Raw genomic sequence first — 18,519 nt, 5'->3', positions numbered from 1 at the left:
GCGGTGTTCGGCACGGGGGGCTCGGCAACGGCTTGGCTGACGGCAGGCACAAGCGACGACATACCGGTGGACACCCCGCGTGTCCCCGCTCGTGAGGCCGCCGAGAACGAGCTGTCCAAGCCGATGTACCACGAGAACGACCCGAATCTCCTCCAGCGCGCGATGGACCGCTTCTGGGAGTGGATCGGGGATCTCTTCAACTCCGTGGCCGGCTCCGGCGTCGCGAGCCCCGTCGGCCTCGCCGTGATCGCCGCGCTCGTCGCGACGCTGGGCGCCGCCCTCTGGTGGCGACTGGGCACGCCCCGGCGCACCACCCTCCCCAAGGACGCGCTCTTCGAATCCGGCCCACGCGGCGCGGCCGAACACCGCGCCAACGCTGAGGAACACGCCACGGCCGAACGCTGGAACCAGGCTGTCCAGGAACGGATGCGCGCCGTCGTCCGCTCCCTGGAAGAACGCACCATCCTCGACCGGCGCCCCGGCCGCACCGCCGACGAGGCCGCCACCGACGCCGGCCGGTCACTCCCCGACCACGCCACCTCCCTGCGCGCGGCGGCCAGAGCCTTCGACGACGTCACGTACGGCGGACGCACCGCGGACCACCGGACATACCTGCGCCTGCGCGAACTGGACCTCGCACTGGAGAGCAGCAAACCCCAGCTGAGCGGCGCCACCCAGGGAGCCGCCGAATGACCGGCACCGGGACCGGCGCCCCACCTCGGCCGACGACCAGCCCCACCTCGATGTCGCCCAGCGCCCAGCAGGTCTGGAAGCGCGTCCGGGGGCTGCTGCTCGCACTCGCCATCCTCCTCGTGGCCGGCATCGCCCTGGCTGCCGTACGCTCCGGCGACCAGCACGGCCGCCTCGACCCCCGCTCCGCCGACCCGCTCGGCAGCCGCGCCGTCGCCGAGCTGCTCAAGGACCGTGGCGTCCCCACCCGCGTCGTCACCACGCTCGCCGAAGCCACCGCAGGAACCGGCCCGGACACCACCCTGGTCGTCACCTCCCCCAACCTCCTGACCTTCCATCAGCAGCGCACCCTGCAGACCGCCACAGAGCTCTCCGGCGGTCGCACCGTCCTGCTGTCGCCAGGACCGCCCTCCGTCGACACCCTCGCTCCTGGCGTCACCTCGACCACCGAGACACCGGTTGCCGCGCGAGACTCCCGCTGCTCCCTGCCGGCCGCCCACGAGGCGGGCGCCGTCGACATCGGTGGGCTGCGCTACGTCACCGACGCGCCCAACAGCGACGCCTGCTACCCGACGGACGGGCAGCCGTCCCTTCTCCGGGTCGACACCACCGCCGACGGCGACACCGTCCTGCTCGGCGCCCCCGACCTCCTCTACAACGAGCGCCTCGCCAAACAGGGAAACGCCTCGCTGGCCCTTCAACTCCTCGGCTCCCGGCCTCATATCGTCTGGTACCTCCCCTCACTCAGTGATCCCTCCGCCACCGAATCCGGCAGCGGCATCGGCAATGGCGACAACAGTGGTGACAGCACCGGAGGCGAGGAGGACCAGGACGGAGGAGGCAACGAGTCAAGCTTCCTTGACCTGATCCCCTCCGGCTGGCTCTGGGGCACTCTCCAACTCGCCCTCGCCGCCGTACTCGCCGCCGTGTGGCGCTCCCGCCGACTCGGCCCCGTGGTCGCCGAACGGCTCCCGGTCGCCATCCGCGCCTCCGAGGCCACTGAGGGCCGCGCCCGCCTCTACCGCAAGGCCAACGCCCGCGACCGCGCCGCCTCGGTCCTCCGAACGGAGACCCGCACCCGCCTCGCTTCCCTCCTCGGTGTCCCACCGTCCGAGGCACACACCCCGGAGGCCCTCGTCCCCGCCGTCTCCGCACAACTCCCCGACGACTCGCGGGATCTCCGCACGCTGCTCTTCGGCCCGGCGCCGGCCGACGATGCCGCTCTCATCCGCCTGACGGACCAACTCGACGCCCTCGAAAGAGAGGTACGCACCTCATGAGTGCCCCGACCCCCGAGACGCTTGAGAACTCGGACAGCGCCCGCGCCTCCCTGGAGGCCCTGCGCACCGAGATCGCGAAGGCCGTGGTCGGCCAGGACCCCGCTGTGACCGGACTCGTCGTCGCCCTGCTCTGCCGGGGCCACGTCCTCCTCGAAGGAGTCCCCGGCGTCGCGAAGACACTCCTGGTACGGGCCCTCGCCGCCTCTCTCGAACTCGACACCAAGCGCGTCCAGTTCACCCCCGACCTGATGCCGAGCGACGTCACGGGCTCTCTCGTCTACGACGCGCGAACGGCAGAGTTCTCCTTCCAGCCCGGCCCGGTCTTCACCAACCTGCTGCTCGCCGACGAGATCAACCGCACCCCGCCCAAGACCCAGTCGTCGCTGCTCGAAGCGATGGAGGAGCGCCAGGTCACGATCGACGGAACGCCCCGGCCGCTCCCCGACCCCTTCCTGGTCGCCGCCACCCAGAACCCGGTCGAGTACGAGGGCACCTACCCCCTCCCCGAAGCACAGCTCGACCGTTTCCTGCTGAAGCTGACGGTCCCCCTCCCGTCACGCGACGACGAGATCAGCGTCCTGACCCGGCACGCGGACGGCTTCAACCCACGCGACCTCCAAGCTGCGGGCGTACGCCCCGTCGCCGGCCCGGCCGACCTCGAAGCGGCACGCGCCGCAGTCGCCAAGACCTCCGTCTCCCCGGAGATAGCGGGCTACGTTGTCGATATCTGCCGTGCCACTCGTGATTCCCCCTCGTTCTCCCTCGGCGTCTCCCCGCGAGGCGCCACCGCACTGCTCTCCACCGCCCGCGCCTGGGCCTGGCTGACCGGCCGCGACTACGTCACGCCGGACGATGTGAAGGCTTTGGCACTACCCACCCTGCGTCACCGCGTCCAACTCCGCCCCGAAGCGGAGATGGAAGGAGCCACAGCCGACTCCGTCATCACCGCGATCCTCGCCCACGTCCCCGTACCCCGATGAGGCGATGAACCATGGCCCTCACCGGACGAGCGGCGCTCCTTGCCGCTCTGGGCTCGCTTCCCGTCGGCCTCCTCGCCCCCAGTTGGGCCGGGATGCTGGCGGTCAACGCGCCCCTCTCACTCGCAATTCTGTGCGACTACTGCCTGGCCGCGCCAGTACGAACGCTCCAGTTCACCCGAAGTGGTGATACCTCAGTTCGACTCAGCGAAAAGGCCGAGGTCCAGCTCACGGTCGTCAACCCCGCACGGCGCAGACTGCGCGCCCATATCCGCGACGCGTGGCCCCCGAGCAGTTGGCCGACAGGCACGGAACAGGCCGCCTCCCGCCACGAGTTGAGCGTCCCGGCCGGTGAACGTCGCCGCCTCACCACCCTTCTCCGCCCGACCCGCCGCGGCGACAGGCGAACGGAACGAGTCACCGTGCGCTCCTTCGGCCCCCTCGGCCTGGCGGCCCGCCAGGGAAATCACGATGTCCCGTGGACGGTGCGCGTTCTGCCTCCCTTCACCAGCCGCAAGCACCTGCCGTCCAGACTCGCGCGTCTGCGCGAACTCGACGGCCGGACAAGCGTCCTCACCCGCGGCGAGGGCACCGAGTTCGACAGCCTGCGCCCCTATGTACCCGGGGACGACACCCGGTCCATCGACTGGCGCGCCACCGCCCGCCAGTCCGCGGTGGCGATCCGTACCTGGCGACCCGAGCGTGACCGCCATATCCTCGTCGTCCTCGACACGGGCCGTACCTCGGCCGGCCGCGTGGGCGACGTCCCGCGCCTCGACGCAGCGATGGACGCCACGCTGCTCCTCACCGCACTCGCCACCCGCGCAGGCGACCGGATCGACCTGCTGGCGTACGACCGCCGGACACGGACCCAGGTCCGGGGCCGCGCGGCGAGCGACGTACTGCCCGCGATGGTGAACGCGCTCTCCACGCTGGAGCCGGAGCTCGTGGAGACCGACGCACGAGGCCTCGCTGCCACAGTCCTCAAGAGCGCACCACGACGTTCACTCATCGTGCTGCTGACCAGCCTCGAAACGGCTCCGGTGGAGGAGGGGCTTCTGCCCGTCCTCCCTCAACTCACCCAGCGCCACACGGTGATCGTCGCCTCGGTGGCCGACCCGCACGCAAAGACCATGAGCACGGCACGAGGCTCAGTGGACGCGGTATACGAGGCCGCCGCCGGCTCCCAGGCCCAATCGCAACGACGCCGTACGTCGGAAAAGCTCCAGCGCTACGGCGTCACAGTCGTCGACGCCGTACCCGACGCACTTGCGCCGGCTTTGGCGGATGCCTATCTGGCTCTGAAAGCTGCGGGCCGCCTCTGAAGGGAACGTGTACGGGGAGAGAAACACCTCGTGCACGTAAAAGGGTCTTGAACGCAGAAGTGCCCCGCACCAAAAGGTGCGGGGCACTCCCGACAAAGAATTGTTCGGCGGCGTCCTACTCTCCCACAGGGTCCCCCCTGCAGTACCATCGGCGCTGAAAGGCTTAGCTTCCGGGTTCGGAATGTAACCGGGCGTTTCCCTCACGCAATGACCACCGAAACACTGCGAAACACACAAACAGGTGGATGACAGCACAGCCTGTTCGTTGTCTCAGAACTAACACAGTGGACGCGAGCAACTGAGGACAAGCCCTCGGCCTATTAGTACCGGTCAACTCCACACCTCACAGTGCTTCCATATCCGGCCTATCAACCCAGTCGTCTACTGGGAGCCTTACCCCATCAAGTGGGTGGGAGCCCTCATCTCGAAGCAGGCTTCCCGCTTAGATGCTTTCAGCGGTTATCCCTCCCGAACGTAGCCAACCAGCCATGCCCTTGGCAGAACAACTGGCACACCAGAGGTTCGTCCGTCCCGGTCCTCTCGTACTAGGGACAGCCCTTCTCAAGACTCCTACGCGCGCAGCGGATAGGGACCGAACTGTCTCACGACGTTCTAAACCCAGCTCGCGTACCGCTTTAATGGGCGAACAGCCCAACCCTTGGGACCGACTCCAGCCCCAGGATGCGACGAGCCGACATCGAGGTGCCAAACCATCCCGTCGATATGGACTCTTGGGGAAGATCAGCCTGTTATCCCCGGGGTACCTTTTATCCGTTGAGCGACGGCGCTTCCACAAGCCACCGCCGGATCACTAGTCCCGACTTTCGTCCCTGCTCGACCCGTCGGTCTCACAGTCAAGCTCCCTTGTGCACTTACACTCAACACCTGATTACCAACCAGGCTGAGGGAACCTTTGGGCGCCTCCGTTACCCTTTAGGAGGCAACCGCCCCAGTTAAACTACCCATCAGACACTGTCCCTGATCCGGATCACGGACCCAGGTTAGACATCCAGCACGACCAGAGTGGTATTTCAACGACGACTCCACAACCACTGGCGTGGCCACTTCACAGTCTCCCACCTATCCTACACAAGCCGAACCGAACACCAATATCAAACTGTAGTAAAGGTCCCGGGGTCTTTCCGTCCTGCTGCGCGAAACGAGCATCTTTACTCGTAGTGCAATTTCACCGGGCCTATGGTTGAGACAGTCGAGAAGTCGTTACGCCATTCGTGCAGGTCGGAACTTACCCGACAAGGAATTTCGCTACCTTAGGATGGTTATAGTTACCACCGCCGTTTACTGGCGCTTAAGTTCTCAGCCTCGCCACACCGAAATGTGACTAACCGGTCCCCTTAACGTTCCAGCACCGGGCAGGCGTCAGTCCGTATACATCGCCTTACGGCTTCGCACGGACCTGTGTTTTTAGTAAACAGTCGCTTCTCGCTGGTCTCTGCGGCCACCCCCAGCTCAAGGTGCAAGACCCATCACCAGAAATGGCCCCCCTTCTCCCGAAGTTACGGGGGCATTTTGCCGAGTTCCTTAACCATAGTTCACCCGAACGCCTCGGTATTCTCTACCTGACCACCTGAGTCGGTTTAGGGTACGGGCCGCCATGAAACTCGCTAGAGGCTTTTCTCGACAGCATAGGATCATCCACTTCACCACAATCGGCTCGGCATCAGGTCTCAGACTTATATGCACGACGGATTTGCCTACCGTGCGTCCTACACCCTTACCCCGGGACAACCACCGCCCGGGCTGGACTACCTTCCTGCGTCACCCCATCGCTTGCCTACTACCACCTCGGGTCAACGGCTCCACCACTTTCCATTCCCCGAAGGGTCCGGAACGGCTTCACGGTCTTAGCATCAGAGGATTCAACACTGGGCGTTTCAAAGCGGGTACCGGAATATCAACCGGTTGTCCATCGACTACGCCTGTCGGCCTCGCCTTAGGTCCCGACTTACCCTGGGCAGATCAGCTTGACCCAGGAACCCTTAGTCAATCGGCGCACACGTTTCCCACGTGTGTATCGCTACTCATGCCTGCATTCTCACTCGTGAACCGTCCACCACTGCCTTCCGGCGCGGCTTCACCCGGCACACGACGCTCCCCTACCCATCCCAACGGGCGTTGGCCCACATGCTGGAATGACACGACTTCGGCGGTACGCTTGAGCCCCGCTACATTGTCGGCGCGGAATCACTTGACCAGTGAGCTATTACGCACTCTTTCAAGGATGGCTGCTTCTAAGCCAACCTCCTGGTTGTCTCTGCGACTCCACATCCTTTCCCACTTAGCGTACGCTTAGGGGCCTTAGTCGATGCTCTGGGCTGTTTCCCTCTCGACCATGGAGCTTATCCCCCACAGTCTCACTGCCGCGCTCTCACTTACCGGCATTCGGAGTTTGGCTAAGGTCAGTAACCCGGTAGGGCCCATCGCCTATCCAGTGCTCTACCTCCGGCAAGAAACACACGACGCTGCACCTAAATGCATTTCGGGGAGAACCAGCTATCACGGAGTTTGATTGGCCTTTCACCCCTAACCACAGGTCATCCCCCAGGTTTTCAACCCTGGTGGGTTCGGTCCTCCACGACCTCTTACAGCCGCTTCAACCTGCCCATGGCTAGATCACTCCGCTTCGGGTCTTGAGCGCGCTACTATGACGCCCTATTCGGACTCGCTTTCGCTACGGCTTCCCCACACGGGTTAACCTCGCAACACACCGCAAACTCGCAGGCTCATTCTTCAAAAGGCACGCAGTCACGACTGCATGTGCAAGCACACACAGCGACGCTCCCACGGCTTGTAGGCACACGGTTTCAGGTACTATTTCACTCCGCTCCCGCGGTACTTTTCACCATTCCCTCACGGTACTATCCGCTATCGGTCACCAGGGAATATTTAGGCTTAGCGGGTGGTCCCGCCAGATTCACACGGGATTTCTCGGGCCCCGTGCTACTTGGGTGATTCTCAAACGAGCCGTTAATGTTTCAGCTACGGGGGTCTTACCCTCTACGCCGGACCTTTCGCATGTCCTTCGCCTACACCAACGGTTTCTGACTCGCCGACCGGCCGGCAGACCGGTCAAAAGAACTCCCACAACCCCGCATGCGCAACCCCTGCCGGGTATCACACACATACGGTTTGGCCTCATCCAGTTTCGCTCGCCACTACTCCCGGAATCACGGTTGTTTTCTCTTCCTGCGGGTACTGAGATGTTTCACTTCCCCGCGTTCCCTCCACACTGCCTATGTGTTCAGCAGTAGGTGACAGCCCATGACGACTGCCGGGTTTCCCCATTCGGACACCCCCGGATCAAAGCTCGGTTGACAGCTCCCCGGGGCCTATCGCGGCCTCCCACGTCCTTCATCGGTTCCTGGTGCCAAGGCATCCACCGTGCGCCCTTAAAAACTTGGCCACAGATGCTCGCGTCCACTGTGCAGTTCTCAAACAACGACCAACCACCCACCACCCCCACCACACGGCAGAGTTCACTGGGGCCGGCAACCCGAAGATCCGGAACAAGTCCGCACCCTCAGACACCCAACAGCGCGCCCGGCACCCCCAACCACCCCGTTCCCGTTCCACGCCCCTCAAGAGGGGCAGTACTGGAGAACCAAGCAGCCAAGAGTGCCGAATAGTCAACGTTCCACCCATGAGCAACCAGCACCGGACACTCGCCGATGAACTGGCCTCTGACCAAACAGAAGCCTGGTAAGAAGTGCTCCTTAGAAAGGAGGTGATCCAGCCGCACCTTCCGGTACGGCTACCTTGTTACGACTTCGTCCCAATCGCCAGTCCCACCTTCGACAGCTCCCTCCCACAAGGGGTTGGGCCACCGGCTTCGGGTGTTACCGACTTTCGTGACGTGACGGGCGGTGTGTACAAGGCCCGGGAACGTATTCACCGCAGCAATGCTGATCTGCGATTACTAGCAACTCCGACTTCATGGGGTCGAGTTGCAGACCCCAATCCGAACTGAGACCGGCTTTTTGAGATTCGCTCCACCTCACGGTATCGCAGCTCATTGTACCGGCCATTGTAGCACGTGTGCAGCCCAAGACATAAGGGGCATGATGACTTGACGTCGTCCCCACCTTCCTCCGAGTTGACCCCGGCGGTCTCCTGTGAGTCCCCATCACCCCGAAAGGCATGCTGGCAACACAGAACAAGGGTTGCGCTCGTTGCGGGACTTAACCCAACATCTCACGACACGAGCTGACGACAGCCATGCACCACCTGTACACCGACCACAAGGGGGGCACCATCTCTGATGCTTTCCGGTGTATGTCAAGCCTTGGTAAGGTTCTTCGCGTTGCGTCGAATTAAGCCACATGCTCCGCTGCTTGTGCGGGCCCCCGTCAATTCCTTTGAGTTTTAGCCTTGCGGCCGTACTCCCCAGGCGGGGAACTTAATGCGTTAGCTGCGGCACCGACGACGTGGAATGTCGCCAACACCTAGTTCCCAACGTTTACGGCGTGGACTACCAGGGTATCTAATCCTGTTCGCTCCCCACGCTTTCGCTCCTCAGCGTCAGTAATGGCCCAGAGATCCGCCTTCGCCACCGGTGTTCCTCCTGATATCTGCGCATTTCACCGCTACACCAGGAATTCCGATCTCCCCTACCACACTCTAGTCTGCCCGTATCGAATGCAGACCCGGGGTTAAGCCCCGGGCTTTCACACCCGACGTGACAAACCGCCTACGAGCTCTTTACGCCCAATAATTCCGGACAACGCTTGCGCCCTACGTATTACCGCGGCTGCTGGCACGTAGTTAGCCGGCGCTTCTTCTGCAGGTACCGTCACTTGCGCTTCTTCCCTGCTGAAAGAGGTTTACAACCCGAAGGCCGTCATCCCTCACGCGGCGTCGCTGCATCAGGCTTCCGCCCATTGTGCAATATTCCCCACTGCTGCCTCCCGTAGGAGTCTGGGCCGTGTCTCAGTCCCAGTGTGGCCGGTCGCCCTCTCAGGCCGGCTACCCGTCGTCGCCTTGGTAGGCCATTACCCCACCAACAAGCTGATAGGCCGCGGGCTCATCCTGCACCGCCGGAGCTTTCAACCACCCCCCATGAGGGGAACAGTATTATCCGGTATTAGACCCCGTTTCCAGGGCTTGTCCCAGAGTGCAGGGCAGATTGCCCACGTGTTACTCACCCGTTCGCCACTAATCCACCCGAAGGCTTCATCGTTCGACTTGCATGTGTTAAGCACGCCGCCAGCGTTCGTCCTGAGCCAGGATCAAACTCTCCGTGAATGCTCTGCCCGTACCCATTGAAGAGCGCGGGTGACACCACGAGAGCGGAACACCAGGACGGAATAAGACCCGGTGTTCACAGCGTCCTCGCTGTGTTTCTATCAAAGGAACCCAAACCCAACCCACCAAACAGGTGGACCAGGCCGGGGTATCAACATATCTGGCGTTGACTTTTGGCACGCTGTTGAGTTCTCAAGGAACGGACGCTTCCTTCGGTCCCGTCTCCGGGCCCCTCCGGGCTTTCCCTTCGGTCTCGCTGTCTTGCGTTTCCGACTCTATCAGACTCTTTTTGCGTCTCACTTCTCATGGAGAAGCGATCTCAATTAAGAGGTCTAATGGCCTTCGGACTGGCCCTTTGCCTTTCGGCGAGCCCGACATTATCAGAAACAACGGGGCCGAACTAAATCGGCCGCTGCGATTCGGATGATGTATCGGAGAGCTCCGCGGAAATTCGATTCCCGCTCGGAGCAGAGTTGAGATTAACCGTTGCTCCCGAGCTTGTCCAACTCCGGGCAACCGTTCAAATCTACCTCCCCACACAGACCATGTCAATGATCGGCACCGATCTCTGTGGAGCGAACTGGAGACTAGCAGGTCAGCGAGCGTCGACGCACATCAGGCTGCCGTGGGCAGCTGGGCGCTCTGGTCGGCGCTCTCCACGTCGCCCGTGTCGCCCTCGCGGGCCGCTCGGCCGCCGAGCACGTACACGTACGCCAGAAAGGCCAGCTCGAAGAAGACGCCGATGGCGATACGTGCCCATGTCGGCAGGCCTGACGGGGTCACGAAGCCCTCGATCAGGCCCGACACGAAGAGGATCAGTGCCAGTCCGATCGCCATGCCGACCGCCGCCCGGCCCTGCTGGGCCAGTGCCGTGCGGCGCGTGTACGGACCGGGGTCGATCAAGGTCCAGCCGAGCCGGAGGCCCGTACCCGCGGCGACGAAGACAGCCGTCAGTTCGAGCAGGCCGTGGGGCAGGATCAGGCCGAGGAAGGTGTCCAGCCGGCCGGCGGACGACATGAGGCCGATGCCGACGCCGAGGTTGAGCATGTTGAGAAAGAGGATCCAGATCACCGGGAAGCAGAGGAACGCGCCGAGGACGAGGCACATGGCAGCGGCCTGGGCGTTGTTCGTCCATACCTGGGCCGCGAAGGACGCTGCCGGGTGACTTGAGTAGTAGGTCTCGTACTCGCCGCCGGGTCGGGTCATCTGCCGGAGGTCGTCAGGGGCGGCGATCGCCGACTGGACCTCGGGGTGCGCGCCTATCCACCAGCCGATGACCGAGGCGACGAGCACCGAGAGCAGGGCGACCGGTATCCACCAGTGCCGGGAGCGGTACATGGCAGCGGGGAAACCGGCCGTAAGGAAGCGTGCGGCGTCGCGCCAGCCGGCGCGGCGGGTGCCGGTGACCACGGAGCGGGCGCGCGCGACCAGTTGGGTCAGGCGCCCGATGAGCATGGGATCCGGGGCGCTGGACTGGATCAGGGAGAGATGGGTGGCTGTGCGCTGGTAGAGGGCGACGAGTTCGTCCGCCTCGGCACCGGTCAGGTGCCGTCCACGGCGCAGGAGAAATTCCAGACGGTCCCACTCAGGTCGGTGGGCCGAGACGAAGACGTCGAGATCCATGGTCGGCTGCTGCTCCAGGCACTGGGTGCGTACGGTCCGTACTACTGCGGCACGTTGCAGGCCAGCTTGGCAGACTGAGCGGTCCGGGGGCAGAGAAGGTCGGCGAAGGGTGAGCACCGGTGAATGAGCTTGTCACGGGCGACGCGGTCGTATTGGGGCTGCGCCCCGCGAGGCTGCCGAGCCGGGCGTTGGCCGTCGTCATCGACCTGGTGGTGGTGTGGGCCGGGTACATCGTGGTGTCGATCGTCCTCGCCGTGGCAACGGATTCGCTGGACACCGCAGCCGTGGCGGCGATCGCCGTCGCGAGCTTCCTACTGATACCGGTGGGAGTGCCGATCGCGGTGGAAACCCTCAGTCACGGACGGTCGTTGGGGAAGCTTGCCTGCGGGCTGCGGGTGGTGCGTGACGACGGCGGGCCCATTCGCTTCCGGCACGCGCTGGTGCGCGGGGCGATCGGTGTGGTGGAGCTGCTCATGTCCTTCGGGGTCATCGCGTGCATCGCTTCGCTCGTGTCGGCGCGCGGGCGTCGGGTCGGGGATCTGTTCGCCGGGACGCTGGTCGTACGCGAGCGTGTGCCGGCCGATCGGGCCCCTGCCGTACCGCCACCGCCCCCGTGGCTCGTCGGGCGCTTCGCCGAGCTGGAGCTGTCGTCTGTGCCCGATGACCTGTGGCTGGCCGTGCGGCAGTACCTGACGCGGATGAGCCAACTCGACGCCGGCGTCGGGTGGTCGATGGCGCAGCGGCTGGCCGGTGATCTGGCGGTGCGTACGGGCGTGCCGCTTCCGCACGACGTACCGCCGGCGGCATACCTCGCGGCTGTGGTCAATGAGCGCCAGGCGCGGGACGTGCGGCGGGCCTTCGGCTCTGGTGCGGCGACGGCTGGTCGGTCCGCGCCCGGCACGCCGCCCGGCACGGTCGCTCCCGCCCGCCCGTCCGTACGTCGCCCTGAGGTCGTGGCGCCGCAGGACGCGAGGCCCATGGAGGTACCGCGGGACGCGGCGGAGGCGGCGAGTGGGGAGCCGGGGCCGACCGCTCCCCCGGCCTCCGGGTTCGCGCCGCCCGCCTAGGCCGTCTCAGGGCAGGGGGGACGGCGGGGTTTCGAGGTCTTCGAGTTCGATACCCGGCGCCGCGAGGACCACGTCGCCACTGATGTGGACACTGTGCTGTTCACCGGTGTCCAGGGCGCTGACCTGGTATTCGTCCACGGTCAGAGGTCCATTGTCAGTGGCATGCGCTTCACTGCTCAGCAGCACCCAGGACTGGTCGACAGTTCGGGGGGCGAGGACCGGGTCCGTGAAGGCGACGAGACGGACTCGGGTCGCCGGGGAAGCGGGCGTGAGGCGCAGAAGGCGGGTGATCGCGACGAGGAACGCGGGGGATGTGCCGGTGAAGGCGTGGGCGCGGACATTGCCTTCGGTGGCTTCGGTGCCGGTGGGGTCGGTCCGGACCCAGGTGACGCCATCGAGCGCGGCTCCACGGACCTGCCAGCTCGCGGCGTGCAGTTCGAGACGGATGGGGCGGCCGAGTTCGTCGAGGGTGAGGTCGACGGAGCCTGTGTGGTCGCCCCCGGGGGCGGTGATCTGGGAGACGTAGCGCCAGCCCGAGGGGCCCGGCGCGCAGTGGAAGTGTTCTTCGCCGAGGGGGGTGCGGTCGTGCGGATCGTGGAGTGAGTAGCGGCCACGGGGCATGGGCGGGAGTCCTTCGGTGTCCTCCGGGCCGTGCCGGGAGGGGCCCGGCCGTGGGAGCGCATGGCAGTACCGCTCGCGCGCACACGAACCACATGGGACCAGCGGCCGGTGGGACCAGGGGCGGGAAAGCGGGGCAGGCCCCCAACACGGGGGTGTGGGGGCCTGCCCGTACCGCTGGATGTCAGCGGCGGTGCTTGTGGATCAGTAGCGGTAGTGGTCGGGCTTGTACGGGCCTTCGACCTTCACGCCGATGTACGCGGCCTGCTCGGGGCGGAGCGTCGTGAGCTTCACGCCGAGCGCGTCGAGGTGAAGGCGGGCGACCTTCTCGTCGAGGTGCTTGGGCAGCACGTAGACGTCGGTCGGGTACTCCTCCGGCTTGGTGAAGAGCTCGATCTGGGCCAGCGTCTGGTCCGCGAAGGAGTTGGACATCACGAAGGAGGGGTGACCGGTCGCGTTGCCGAGGTTCAGCAGGCGGCCCTCGGAGAGGACGATCAGCGTCTTGCCGTCGGGGAACGTCCAGGTGTGAACCTGGGGCTTGACCTCGTCCTTGACGATGCCGGGGACCTGCGCCAGGCCGGCCATGTCGATCTCGTTGTCGAAGTGGCCGATGTTCCCGACGATCGCCTGGTGCTTCATCTTGGCCATGTCGGCGGCCATGATGATGTCCTTGTTGCCCGTCGTGGTGACGAAGATGTCGGCGATGCCGACGACGTCGTCCAGCGTCGCGACCTGGTAGCCGTCCATGGCCGCCTGGAGCGCGCAGATCGGGTCGATCTCGGTGATGATCACGCGGGCGCCCTGGCCGCGCAGGGACTCGGCGCAGCCCTTGCCCACGTCGCCGTAGCCGAAGACGACGGCGACCTTGCCGCCGATCAGTACGTCGGTGGCGCGGTTGATGCCGTCGATCAGGGAGTGGCGGCAGCCGTACTTGTTGTCGAACTTCGACTTGGTCACGGCGTCGTTCACGTTGATCGCCGGGAAGAGGAGCGTGCCGTCGCGGTGCATCTCGTAGAGACGGTGGACACCGGTCGTGGTCTCCTCGGTGACGCCGCGGATCTCAGACGCCAGAAGGGTCCACTTCTGCGGGTTCTCCGTGAGAGTGCGGTTGAGCAGACGGAGGATGTAGCTGTACTCCTCGCTGTCCGCCGTCGCCGGGTCCGGGGCCTCGCCGGCCTTCTCGAACTCGACGCCCTTGTGGACGAGCAGAGTGGCGTCGCCACCGTCGTCCAGGATCATGTTCGGGCCGCCGGTGGAGGAGTTGGGCCACGTCAGTGCCTGCTCCGTGCACCACCAGTACTCTTCCAGCGTCTCGCCCTTCCAGGCGAAGACGGGGATGCCCTGCGGGCTGTCCGGGGTGCCCTTCGGGCCGACGGCCACCGCGGCGGCGGCGTGGTCCTGGGTGGAGAAGATGTTGCAGGAGGCCCAGCGGACGTCGGCGCCGAGCGCGACCAGCGTTTCGATGAGGACGGCGGTCTGCACGGTCATGTGCAGGGAGCCGGTGATACGGGCCCCGGCGAGGGGCTGCGCCTTGGCGTACTCCTCGCGGATCGACATCAGGCCGGGCATCTCGTGCTCGGCGAGGGTGATCTCCTTGCGGCCGAACTCGGCAAGCGAGAGGTCGGCGACCTTGAAGTCCTGTCGGTTGGCGACAGTGGTCATAGCGAGCTGCTCCTCGTAAAGGGGTCGAGGGTGGGTACGGCTGACTTTGCGGCGGCGGGCACACGAATGCCCGGACGTACGCAACGCAGTCCGTCGGAGGCCCTCTCTCCCTCGGCCGGTCCGCGCCGCAGACCGCCCGACCGCCATCAGCAGCGACGTCTGGCTCTGATGACGAATCTACACCGATCGGCCCAGCGGCCCCACAGCGCACCGGTGCCCGCTCCTTGTCTCCGGCAGGCCCCGAAGGGTCCCCAACTCGGGCCTCAGAGGCTTTCACCGCACGTCGTGACCTCGTACGGACAGCTCGTCCGTAAGGAGGCCCCGACGCGAGATGCGCCGGGGCCTCCTTACTGATGCGCGCGGGTGATCAGTGGTCCTTGTCAGCCTCAGGAGTGGCCTCGGGGGCAGCCTCGGCGGTCGCGCCGGGACTCGTCTCCGGCGCCGGCTCGACATCTGTGACGCCCGGCGACTTGGCCGGGTTGGTGCCCGCCGCTGCCGCCGCCTCGCTGTAGATGTCCGGCTCCAGGTAGATCACCCGGGCGATCGGGACGGCCTCGCGGATCCGCGACTCGGCCGCGTTGATCGCGTGCGCGATCTCGGCCGCCGTGTCGTCGTGCTCGACCGAGATCTTGGCTGCCACCAGCAGTTCCTCGGGGCCGAGGTGGAGCGTACGCATGTGGATGATGCCGGTGACGACGTCGCCGTCGACCATGGCCGCCTTGATCTTCTCCACGTCCTCCAGGCCGGCGGCCTCGCCGAGCAGCAGGGACTTCGTCTCGGCCGCCAGAACGATCGCGATCACGATGAGCAGGATGCCGATGCAGAGCGTGCCGATGCCGTCCCAGACGCCGTCCCCGGTGGCGAGCGACAGGCTCACGCCCAGGAGGGCGAGGATCAGACCGACCAGCGCGCCGAGGTCCTCCAGGAGGACGACCGGGAGCTCGGGAGCCTTGGAGTGCCGGATGAACTCCTTCCACGAGCGCTTGCCACGCGTCGCGTTGGACTCCTTTATGGCCGTACGGAACGAGAACGACTCGGCGATGATCGCGAACACGAGGACGCCGACCGGCCAGTACCAGGCCTCGATCTCGTGCGGGTGCTTGATCTTCTCGTAGCCCTCGTAGATGGCGAACATGCCACCCACGGAGAAGAGCACGATGGAGACGAGGAACGCGTAGATGTAGCGCTCACGGCCGTAACCGAACGGGTGCTCCGGGGTCGCCTCGCGCTTCGCCTTCTTGCCGCCCAGGAGCAGCAGCCCCTGGTTTCCGGAGTCGGCGAGCGAGTGCACGCTCTCGGCGAGCATCGACGACGAACCACTGAAGAGGAACGCCACGAACTTGGCTACTGCGATCGCGAGGTTCGCGGCGAGCGCCGCCACGATCGCCTTGGTTCCGCCTGACGCGCTCATGGGTGCGGTGGATCCCTTCCTCGGTCTGCGGCCCTGGCGCCGCGGGTACGGCGGGACATTGTTGCAGCCGCCGGAGCGGGCCGTGCGCGAAGCGTGGGTTCAGGCGATGACGGTGGCACGGAAGACCGTGCCCGTACCGGTCAGTTCGGTCTTTTCGCCCGCTGGGACGAAGACCGAACCGCCCGGCGCCAGGTCGAAGTCGTTGGCGCGCGGCGTGCCTTGCGTGCAGAGGAGGATCTGCGGGGTTCCCGTGGTGAGTTCGCGGGGTTCCGCACCGGGTGCCAGGACATAGCGGGACAGACGGAACTCATCGATCGGGGTGTCGTACAGCTCTTCGCCGGACGGCGAAGCCTCGGGGCGGAGCACGGCGGCATCGTTCGCTTCGAAGCGCACGATGCGGAGCAGTTCGGGCACGTCGACGTGTTTGGGGGTGAGGCCGCAGCGCAGGACGTTGTCCGAGTTGGCCATGATCTCGACGCCCAGGCCGTTCAGATACGCGTGCGGGACGCCGGCGCCGAGGAAGAGGGCTTCGCCCGGCTGGAGTTGTACGTGGTTGAGCAGCATGGCCGCGATGACGCCCGGATCTCCGGGGTAATGGTGGGCGATCGACACATATGGCGAGTACTCGCCGCCGAGGCGTGCGGCGGCTTCGGCGGAGGAATGAACTGTGTGGGACATCTCGCCGGGGTCGGCGGTCAGCACGGCGGTGAGGACCTCGCGCAGCGCGGCTTCCTCGGGGTGCGCGTGCAGGAGGTCGACGTACGGCTTGAGCGAATCGACGTCCAGCCGGGCGAGGAAGTCGGCGGTCTCGTCGGGGGCGCGGAAGCCGCAGAGACCGTCGAAGGGGGTGAGGGCGCAGATCAGTTCGGGCTTGTGGTTGGCGTCCTTGTAGTTGCGGTGCGGCGCGTCGATGGGGACGCCCTGGCGCTCTTCCGCCGCGAAGCCCTCCTTCGCCTGGGCGAGGTTGGGATGGACCTGAAGGGAGAGAGGGGCGCCTGCGGCGAGGAGTTTGAGGAGAAAGGGAAGGCGTGGACCGAATTTCTCGACGGTGGGGGTGCCGAGTTCCGCCTCCGGGGCGGCTGCGATGACTTCGGAGAGGGGGTGTTCTAGCGGGGTGGTGGTGCGGTTGATACGGGACGGGGCCCCCGGGTGGGCGCCCATCCACATCTCGGCCTGGGGCTCGCCGGTGGGGGCGGTGCCGAGCAGCTCCGGGATGGCGGTCGTGGAGCCCCAGGCATAGGGGCGCACAGTGTTGGAGAGGCGGTCCATGGGGTGCTTCCTAGTCGCGTGACGGTGAGTCGACGGTGCGAAGTCGGGGGTGTATGAGGTGAGTTCAGCGCGGGGGCCGGCCAGGGCAGTTGGTCGGAGTCATTCACGGTTGCCGGAGGCCAGGGCCAGGTAAACGGCCGTGAAGTCGGTGACGGCGACGAGTTCCGCGAGGGCTTCGAGCTCGCTGCCCTCCTGCGGTTCCAGTTCGCTGATGGCCGTCTCGTGGCTGATGGCGAGTTCCCGGGCCGCAGGTGCCGCGGTCAGTCCGCCGACGGGCCGGTCGCGGAGCAGCACGACACGGGCGCGCAGCGCCTGGGGCTCCTCGACGCGGTCGCGGAAGAAATCGTCGGGGTCGGCGCCGCCGCCGGCGAAGTCGCCGCCCAGGAGGAGGCCGTGCGCGGGTAGTGCGCCCGGAAGCTCGGCCGCGAGTGCGGGGCGGCCGGACAACTCGGCCAGTACGGCCGCGAAGCGGCGGCCGACGGGGGCGGCGGTCGTGCCTTCCGTCCAGATCAGCGGGAGGCTCTCGGCGAGTTCGGCGGCCAGGGTCTTGGCCGGGTTGCTGTACGTCGCGATGGCCGGGCCGCAGCGCTCCGCCGTGCTGTCGAGGCGGTCGGCGACAAGCTGAAGCGTCTCGGCCGAGGCGGTGAGCAGTCCAACGCGGTCGAGAAGGGAGAGAAGGGGGGTGAACAGCGCCCAGAGGGCACCCGGGCTCGCGGCCTGGGTCTCCTCGTACTGCTCCTGTGGTGTCGGCGCCATGGGCACGGCGAGACCGCGACTGCCGCCGACGGCCTCGCTGAGCGGGGATTGGCGTGGGGCGACGGCGACGACGGTGCAGCCGCGGCGGTAGGCCTGCTCGGCAAGGAGGGCCAGGCCGGGTTCGCCGCCGTCGGTGGTGGCGATCAGGAGGAGGTCGACGGAACCGGCCCAGCCGGGGAGTGCCCACCGCAGGGCGCCTGCGGCGGGGGCGACGCCGGTGGGGCGCAGCAGGGTGACGGGCGCGGCGGCACCGGCGAGTGCGCCGAGCAGGTCGGCGACGCCGAGTGCGGCGGTGCCGGAGCCGGCGAACAGTACGGCGCGGGGGCGGCCCTCCGGGTTGAGATGGCCGATGCCCGCCTCGGCGGCGTGCCGGACGGCGGTACGGACGCGTGCCCCGGCCTCCGCGGCGCCGAGGAGGAGCCCACGGTGGTCGGCGCGGGCCAGCGCGTCCGGCGCGTCGAGCAAGGACTCGTCGAGCATGGCGGGGTGGTTCTCCGATCGCCGGGCGCCGTGGACGGCGCGTGAGCACGGGTGGCCTCCGGGGTGGGGCTCACGCCCGCCGCGGAGCGGCTGATGACT

At 66.3% G+C, this 18,519-nt stretch carries 11 protein-coding genes and 3 rRNA genes; 5 read left to right on the top strand and 9 right to left on the bottom strand.

Going from position 1 to position 18,519, the window contains the following annotated elements:
- Positions 1-3 precede the first annotated feature (3 nt).
- From OIE74_RS24175 to OIE74_RS24160, 4 genes are read left to right on the top strand one after another with little or no spacing between them, the layout of a single operon-like run.
- Positions 4-693, top strand: coding sequence for a DUF4129 domain-containing protein (locus OIE74_RS24175; RefSeq protein ID WP_443076214.1), 690 nt, complete (start codon positions 4-6; stop codon positions 691-693).
- Positions 690-1,970, top strand: coding sequence for a DUF4350 domain-containing protein (locus tag OIE74_RS24170; RefSeq protein WP_329387003.1), 1,281 nt, complete (start codon positions 690-692; stop codon positions 1,968-1,970). The genes OIE74_RS24175 and OIE74_RS24170 overlap by 4 nt, the downstream gene beginning before the upstream one ends.
- Positions 1,967-2,950 (top strand): AAA family ATPase, encoded by a 984-nt coding sequence (locus OIE74_RS24165; RefSeq protein ID WP_329387001.1) that lies wholly within the window; start codon positions 1,967-1,969, stop codon positions 2,948-2,950. The genes OIE74_RS24170 and OIE74_RS24165 overlap by 4 nt, the downstream gene beginning before the upstream one ends.
- An 11-nt stretch (positions 2,951-2,961) precedes the next feature.
- The gene (locus OIE74_RS24160; protein WP_329386999.1) at positions 2,962-4,272 is read left to right on the top strand and encodes a DUF58 domain-containing protein; all 1,311 of its coding nucleotides are present in this window, start codon (positions 2,962-2,964) and stop codon (positions 4,270-4,272) included.
- 102 nt (positions 4,273-4,374) lie between these two features.
- Here OIE74_RS24160 and rrf read toward each other — a convergent pair.
- The 4 genes from rrf to OIE74_RS24140 all read right to left on the bottom strand — a co-directional run bounded on the left by rrf (position 4,375) and on the right by OIE74_RS24140 (position 11,157).
- Positions 4,375-4,491, bottom strand: a 5S ribosomal RNA gene (rrf, locus tag OIE74_RS24155).
- 81 nt (positions 4,492-4,572) lie between these two features.
- Positions 4,573-7,696: ribosomal RNA gene (locus tag OIE74_RS24150) — 23S ribosomal RNA — on the bottom strand.
- Positions 7,697-8,010: 314 nt separating this feature from the next.
- A 16S ribosomal RNA gene (locus OIE74_RS24145) occupies positions 8,011-9,534 on the bottom strand.
- Together the 16S, 23S and 5S rRNA genes form the textbook arrangement of a ribosomal RNA operon.
- 615 nt (positions 9,535-10,149) lie before the next feature.
- Complete coding sequence (locus OIE74_RS24140) at positions 10,150-11,157, bottom strand: stage II sporulation protein M (RefSeq protein WP_329386998.1); 1,008 nt, start codon at positions 11,155-11,157, stop codon at positions 10,150-10,152.
- A gap of 119 nt (positions 11,158-11,276) precedes the next feature.
- Between OIE74_RS24140 and OIE74_RS24135 the strand changes: the two genes are divergently transcribed.
- Positions 11,277-12,224: an RDD family protein gene (locus OIE74_RS24135; protein WP_329386996.1), complete on the top strand. Its 948-nt coding sequence runs from the start codon at positions 11,277-11,279 to the stop codon at positions 12,222-12,224.
- Between the two features lie 6 nt (positions 12,225-12,230).
- Here the strand turns inward: OIE74_RS24135 and OIE74_RS24130 are convergent, their stop codons facing one another.
- The 5 genes from OIE74_RS24130 to OIE74_RS24110 form a co-directional block, all read right to left on the bottom strand.
- Positions 12,231-12,845: a hypothetical protein gene (locus OIE74_RS24130; RefSeq protein ID WP_329386994.1), complete on the bottom strand. Its 615-nt coding sequence runs from the start codon at positions 12,843-12,845 to the stop codon at positions 12,231-12,233.
- 201 nt (positions 12,846-13,046) lie between these two features.
- Positions 13,047-14,504, bottom strand: a complete 1,458-nt coding sequence (ahcY, locus tag OIE74_RS24125; protein WP_329386993.1) for an adenosylhomocysteinase — start codon at positions 14,502-14,504, stop codon at positions 13,047-13,049.
- A gap of 367 nt (positions 14,505-14,871) precedes the next feature.
- Entirely contained in the window at positions 14,872-15,915 is a 1,044-nt protein-coding gene (locus tag OIE74_RS24120; RefSeq protein WP_329386991.1) for a cation diffusion facilitator family transporter, read from the bottom strand.
- Positions 15,916-16,014: 99 nt separating this feature from the next.
- Entirely contained in the window at positions 16,015-17,184 is a 1,170-nt protein-coding gene (gene manA, locus OIE74_RS24115) for a mannose-6-phosphate isomerase, class I (RefSeq protein WP_329386989.1), read from the bottom strand.
- 99 nt (positions 17,185-17,283) lie between these two features.
- Complete coding sequence (locus OIE74_RS24110; protein WP_329386987.1) at positions 17,284-18,420, bottom strand: SIS domain-containing protein; 1,137 nt, start codon at positions 18,418-18,420, stop codon at positions 17,284-17,286.
- Positions 18,421-18,519 lie beyond the last annotated feature (99 nt).

Source organism: Streptomyces sp. NBC_01716 (assembly GCF_036248275.1).
GTDB lineage: Bacteria > Actinomycetota > Actinomycetes > Streptomycetales > Streptomycetaceae > Streptomyces.
Note: the sequence above shows the minus strand (reverse complement) of the source record. Positions and strands in the feature narration are given on the sequence as shown.

Excerpts from the sequence above, each read along its gene's own strand:
- OIE74_RS24110 (WP_329386987.1), bottom strand. The coding sequence starts at position 18,420 with ATGCTCGACGAGTCCTTGCTCGACGCGCCGGACGCGCTGGCCCGCGCC.
- OIE74_RS24170 (WP_329387003.1), top strand. The coding sequence starts at position 690 with ATGACCGGCACCGGGACCGGCGCCCCACCTCGGCCGACGACCAGCCCC.
- OIE74_RS24165 (WP_329387001.1), top strand. The coding sequence starts at position 1,967 with ATGAGTGCCCCGACCCCCGAGACGCTTGAGAACTCGGACAGCGCCCGC.
- OIE74_RS24140 (WP_329386998.1), bottom strand. The coding sequence starts at position 11,157 with ATGGATCTCGACGTCTTCGTCTCGGCCCACCGACCTGAGTGGGACCGT.
- manA (WP_329386989.1), bottom strand. The coding sequence starts at position 17,184 with ATGGACCGCCTCTCCAACACTGTGCGCCCCTATGCCTGGGGCTCCACG.
- OIE74_RS24130 (WP_329386994.1), bottom strand. The coding sequence starts at position 12,845 with ATGCCCCGTGGCCGCTACTCACTCCACGATCCGCACGACCGCACCCCC.
- OIE74_RS24120 (WP_329386991.1), bottom strand. The coding sequence starts at position 15,915 with ATGAGCGCGTCAGGCGGAACCAAGGCGATCGTGGCGGCGCTCGCCGCG.
- OIE74_RS24160 (WP_329386999.1), top strand. The coding sequence starts at position 2,962 with ATGGCCCTCACCGGACGAGCGGCGCTCCTTGCCGCTCTGGGCTCGCTT.
- ahcY (WP_329386993.1), bottom strand. The coding sequence starts at position 14,504 with ATGACCACTGTCGCCAACCGACAGGACTTCAAGGTCGCCGACCTCTCG.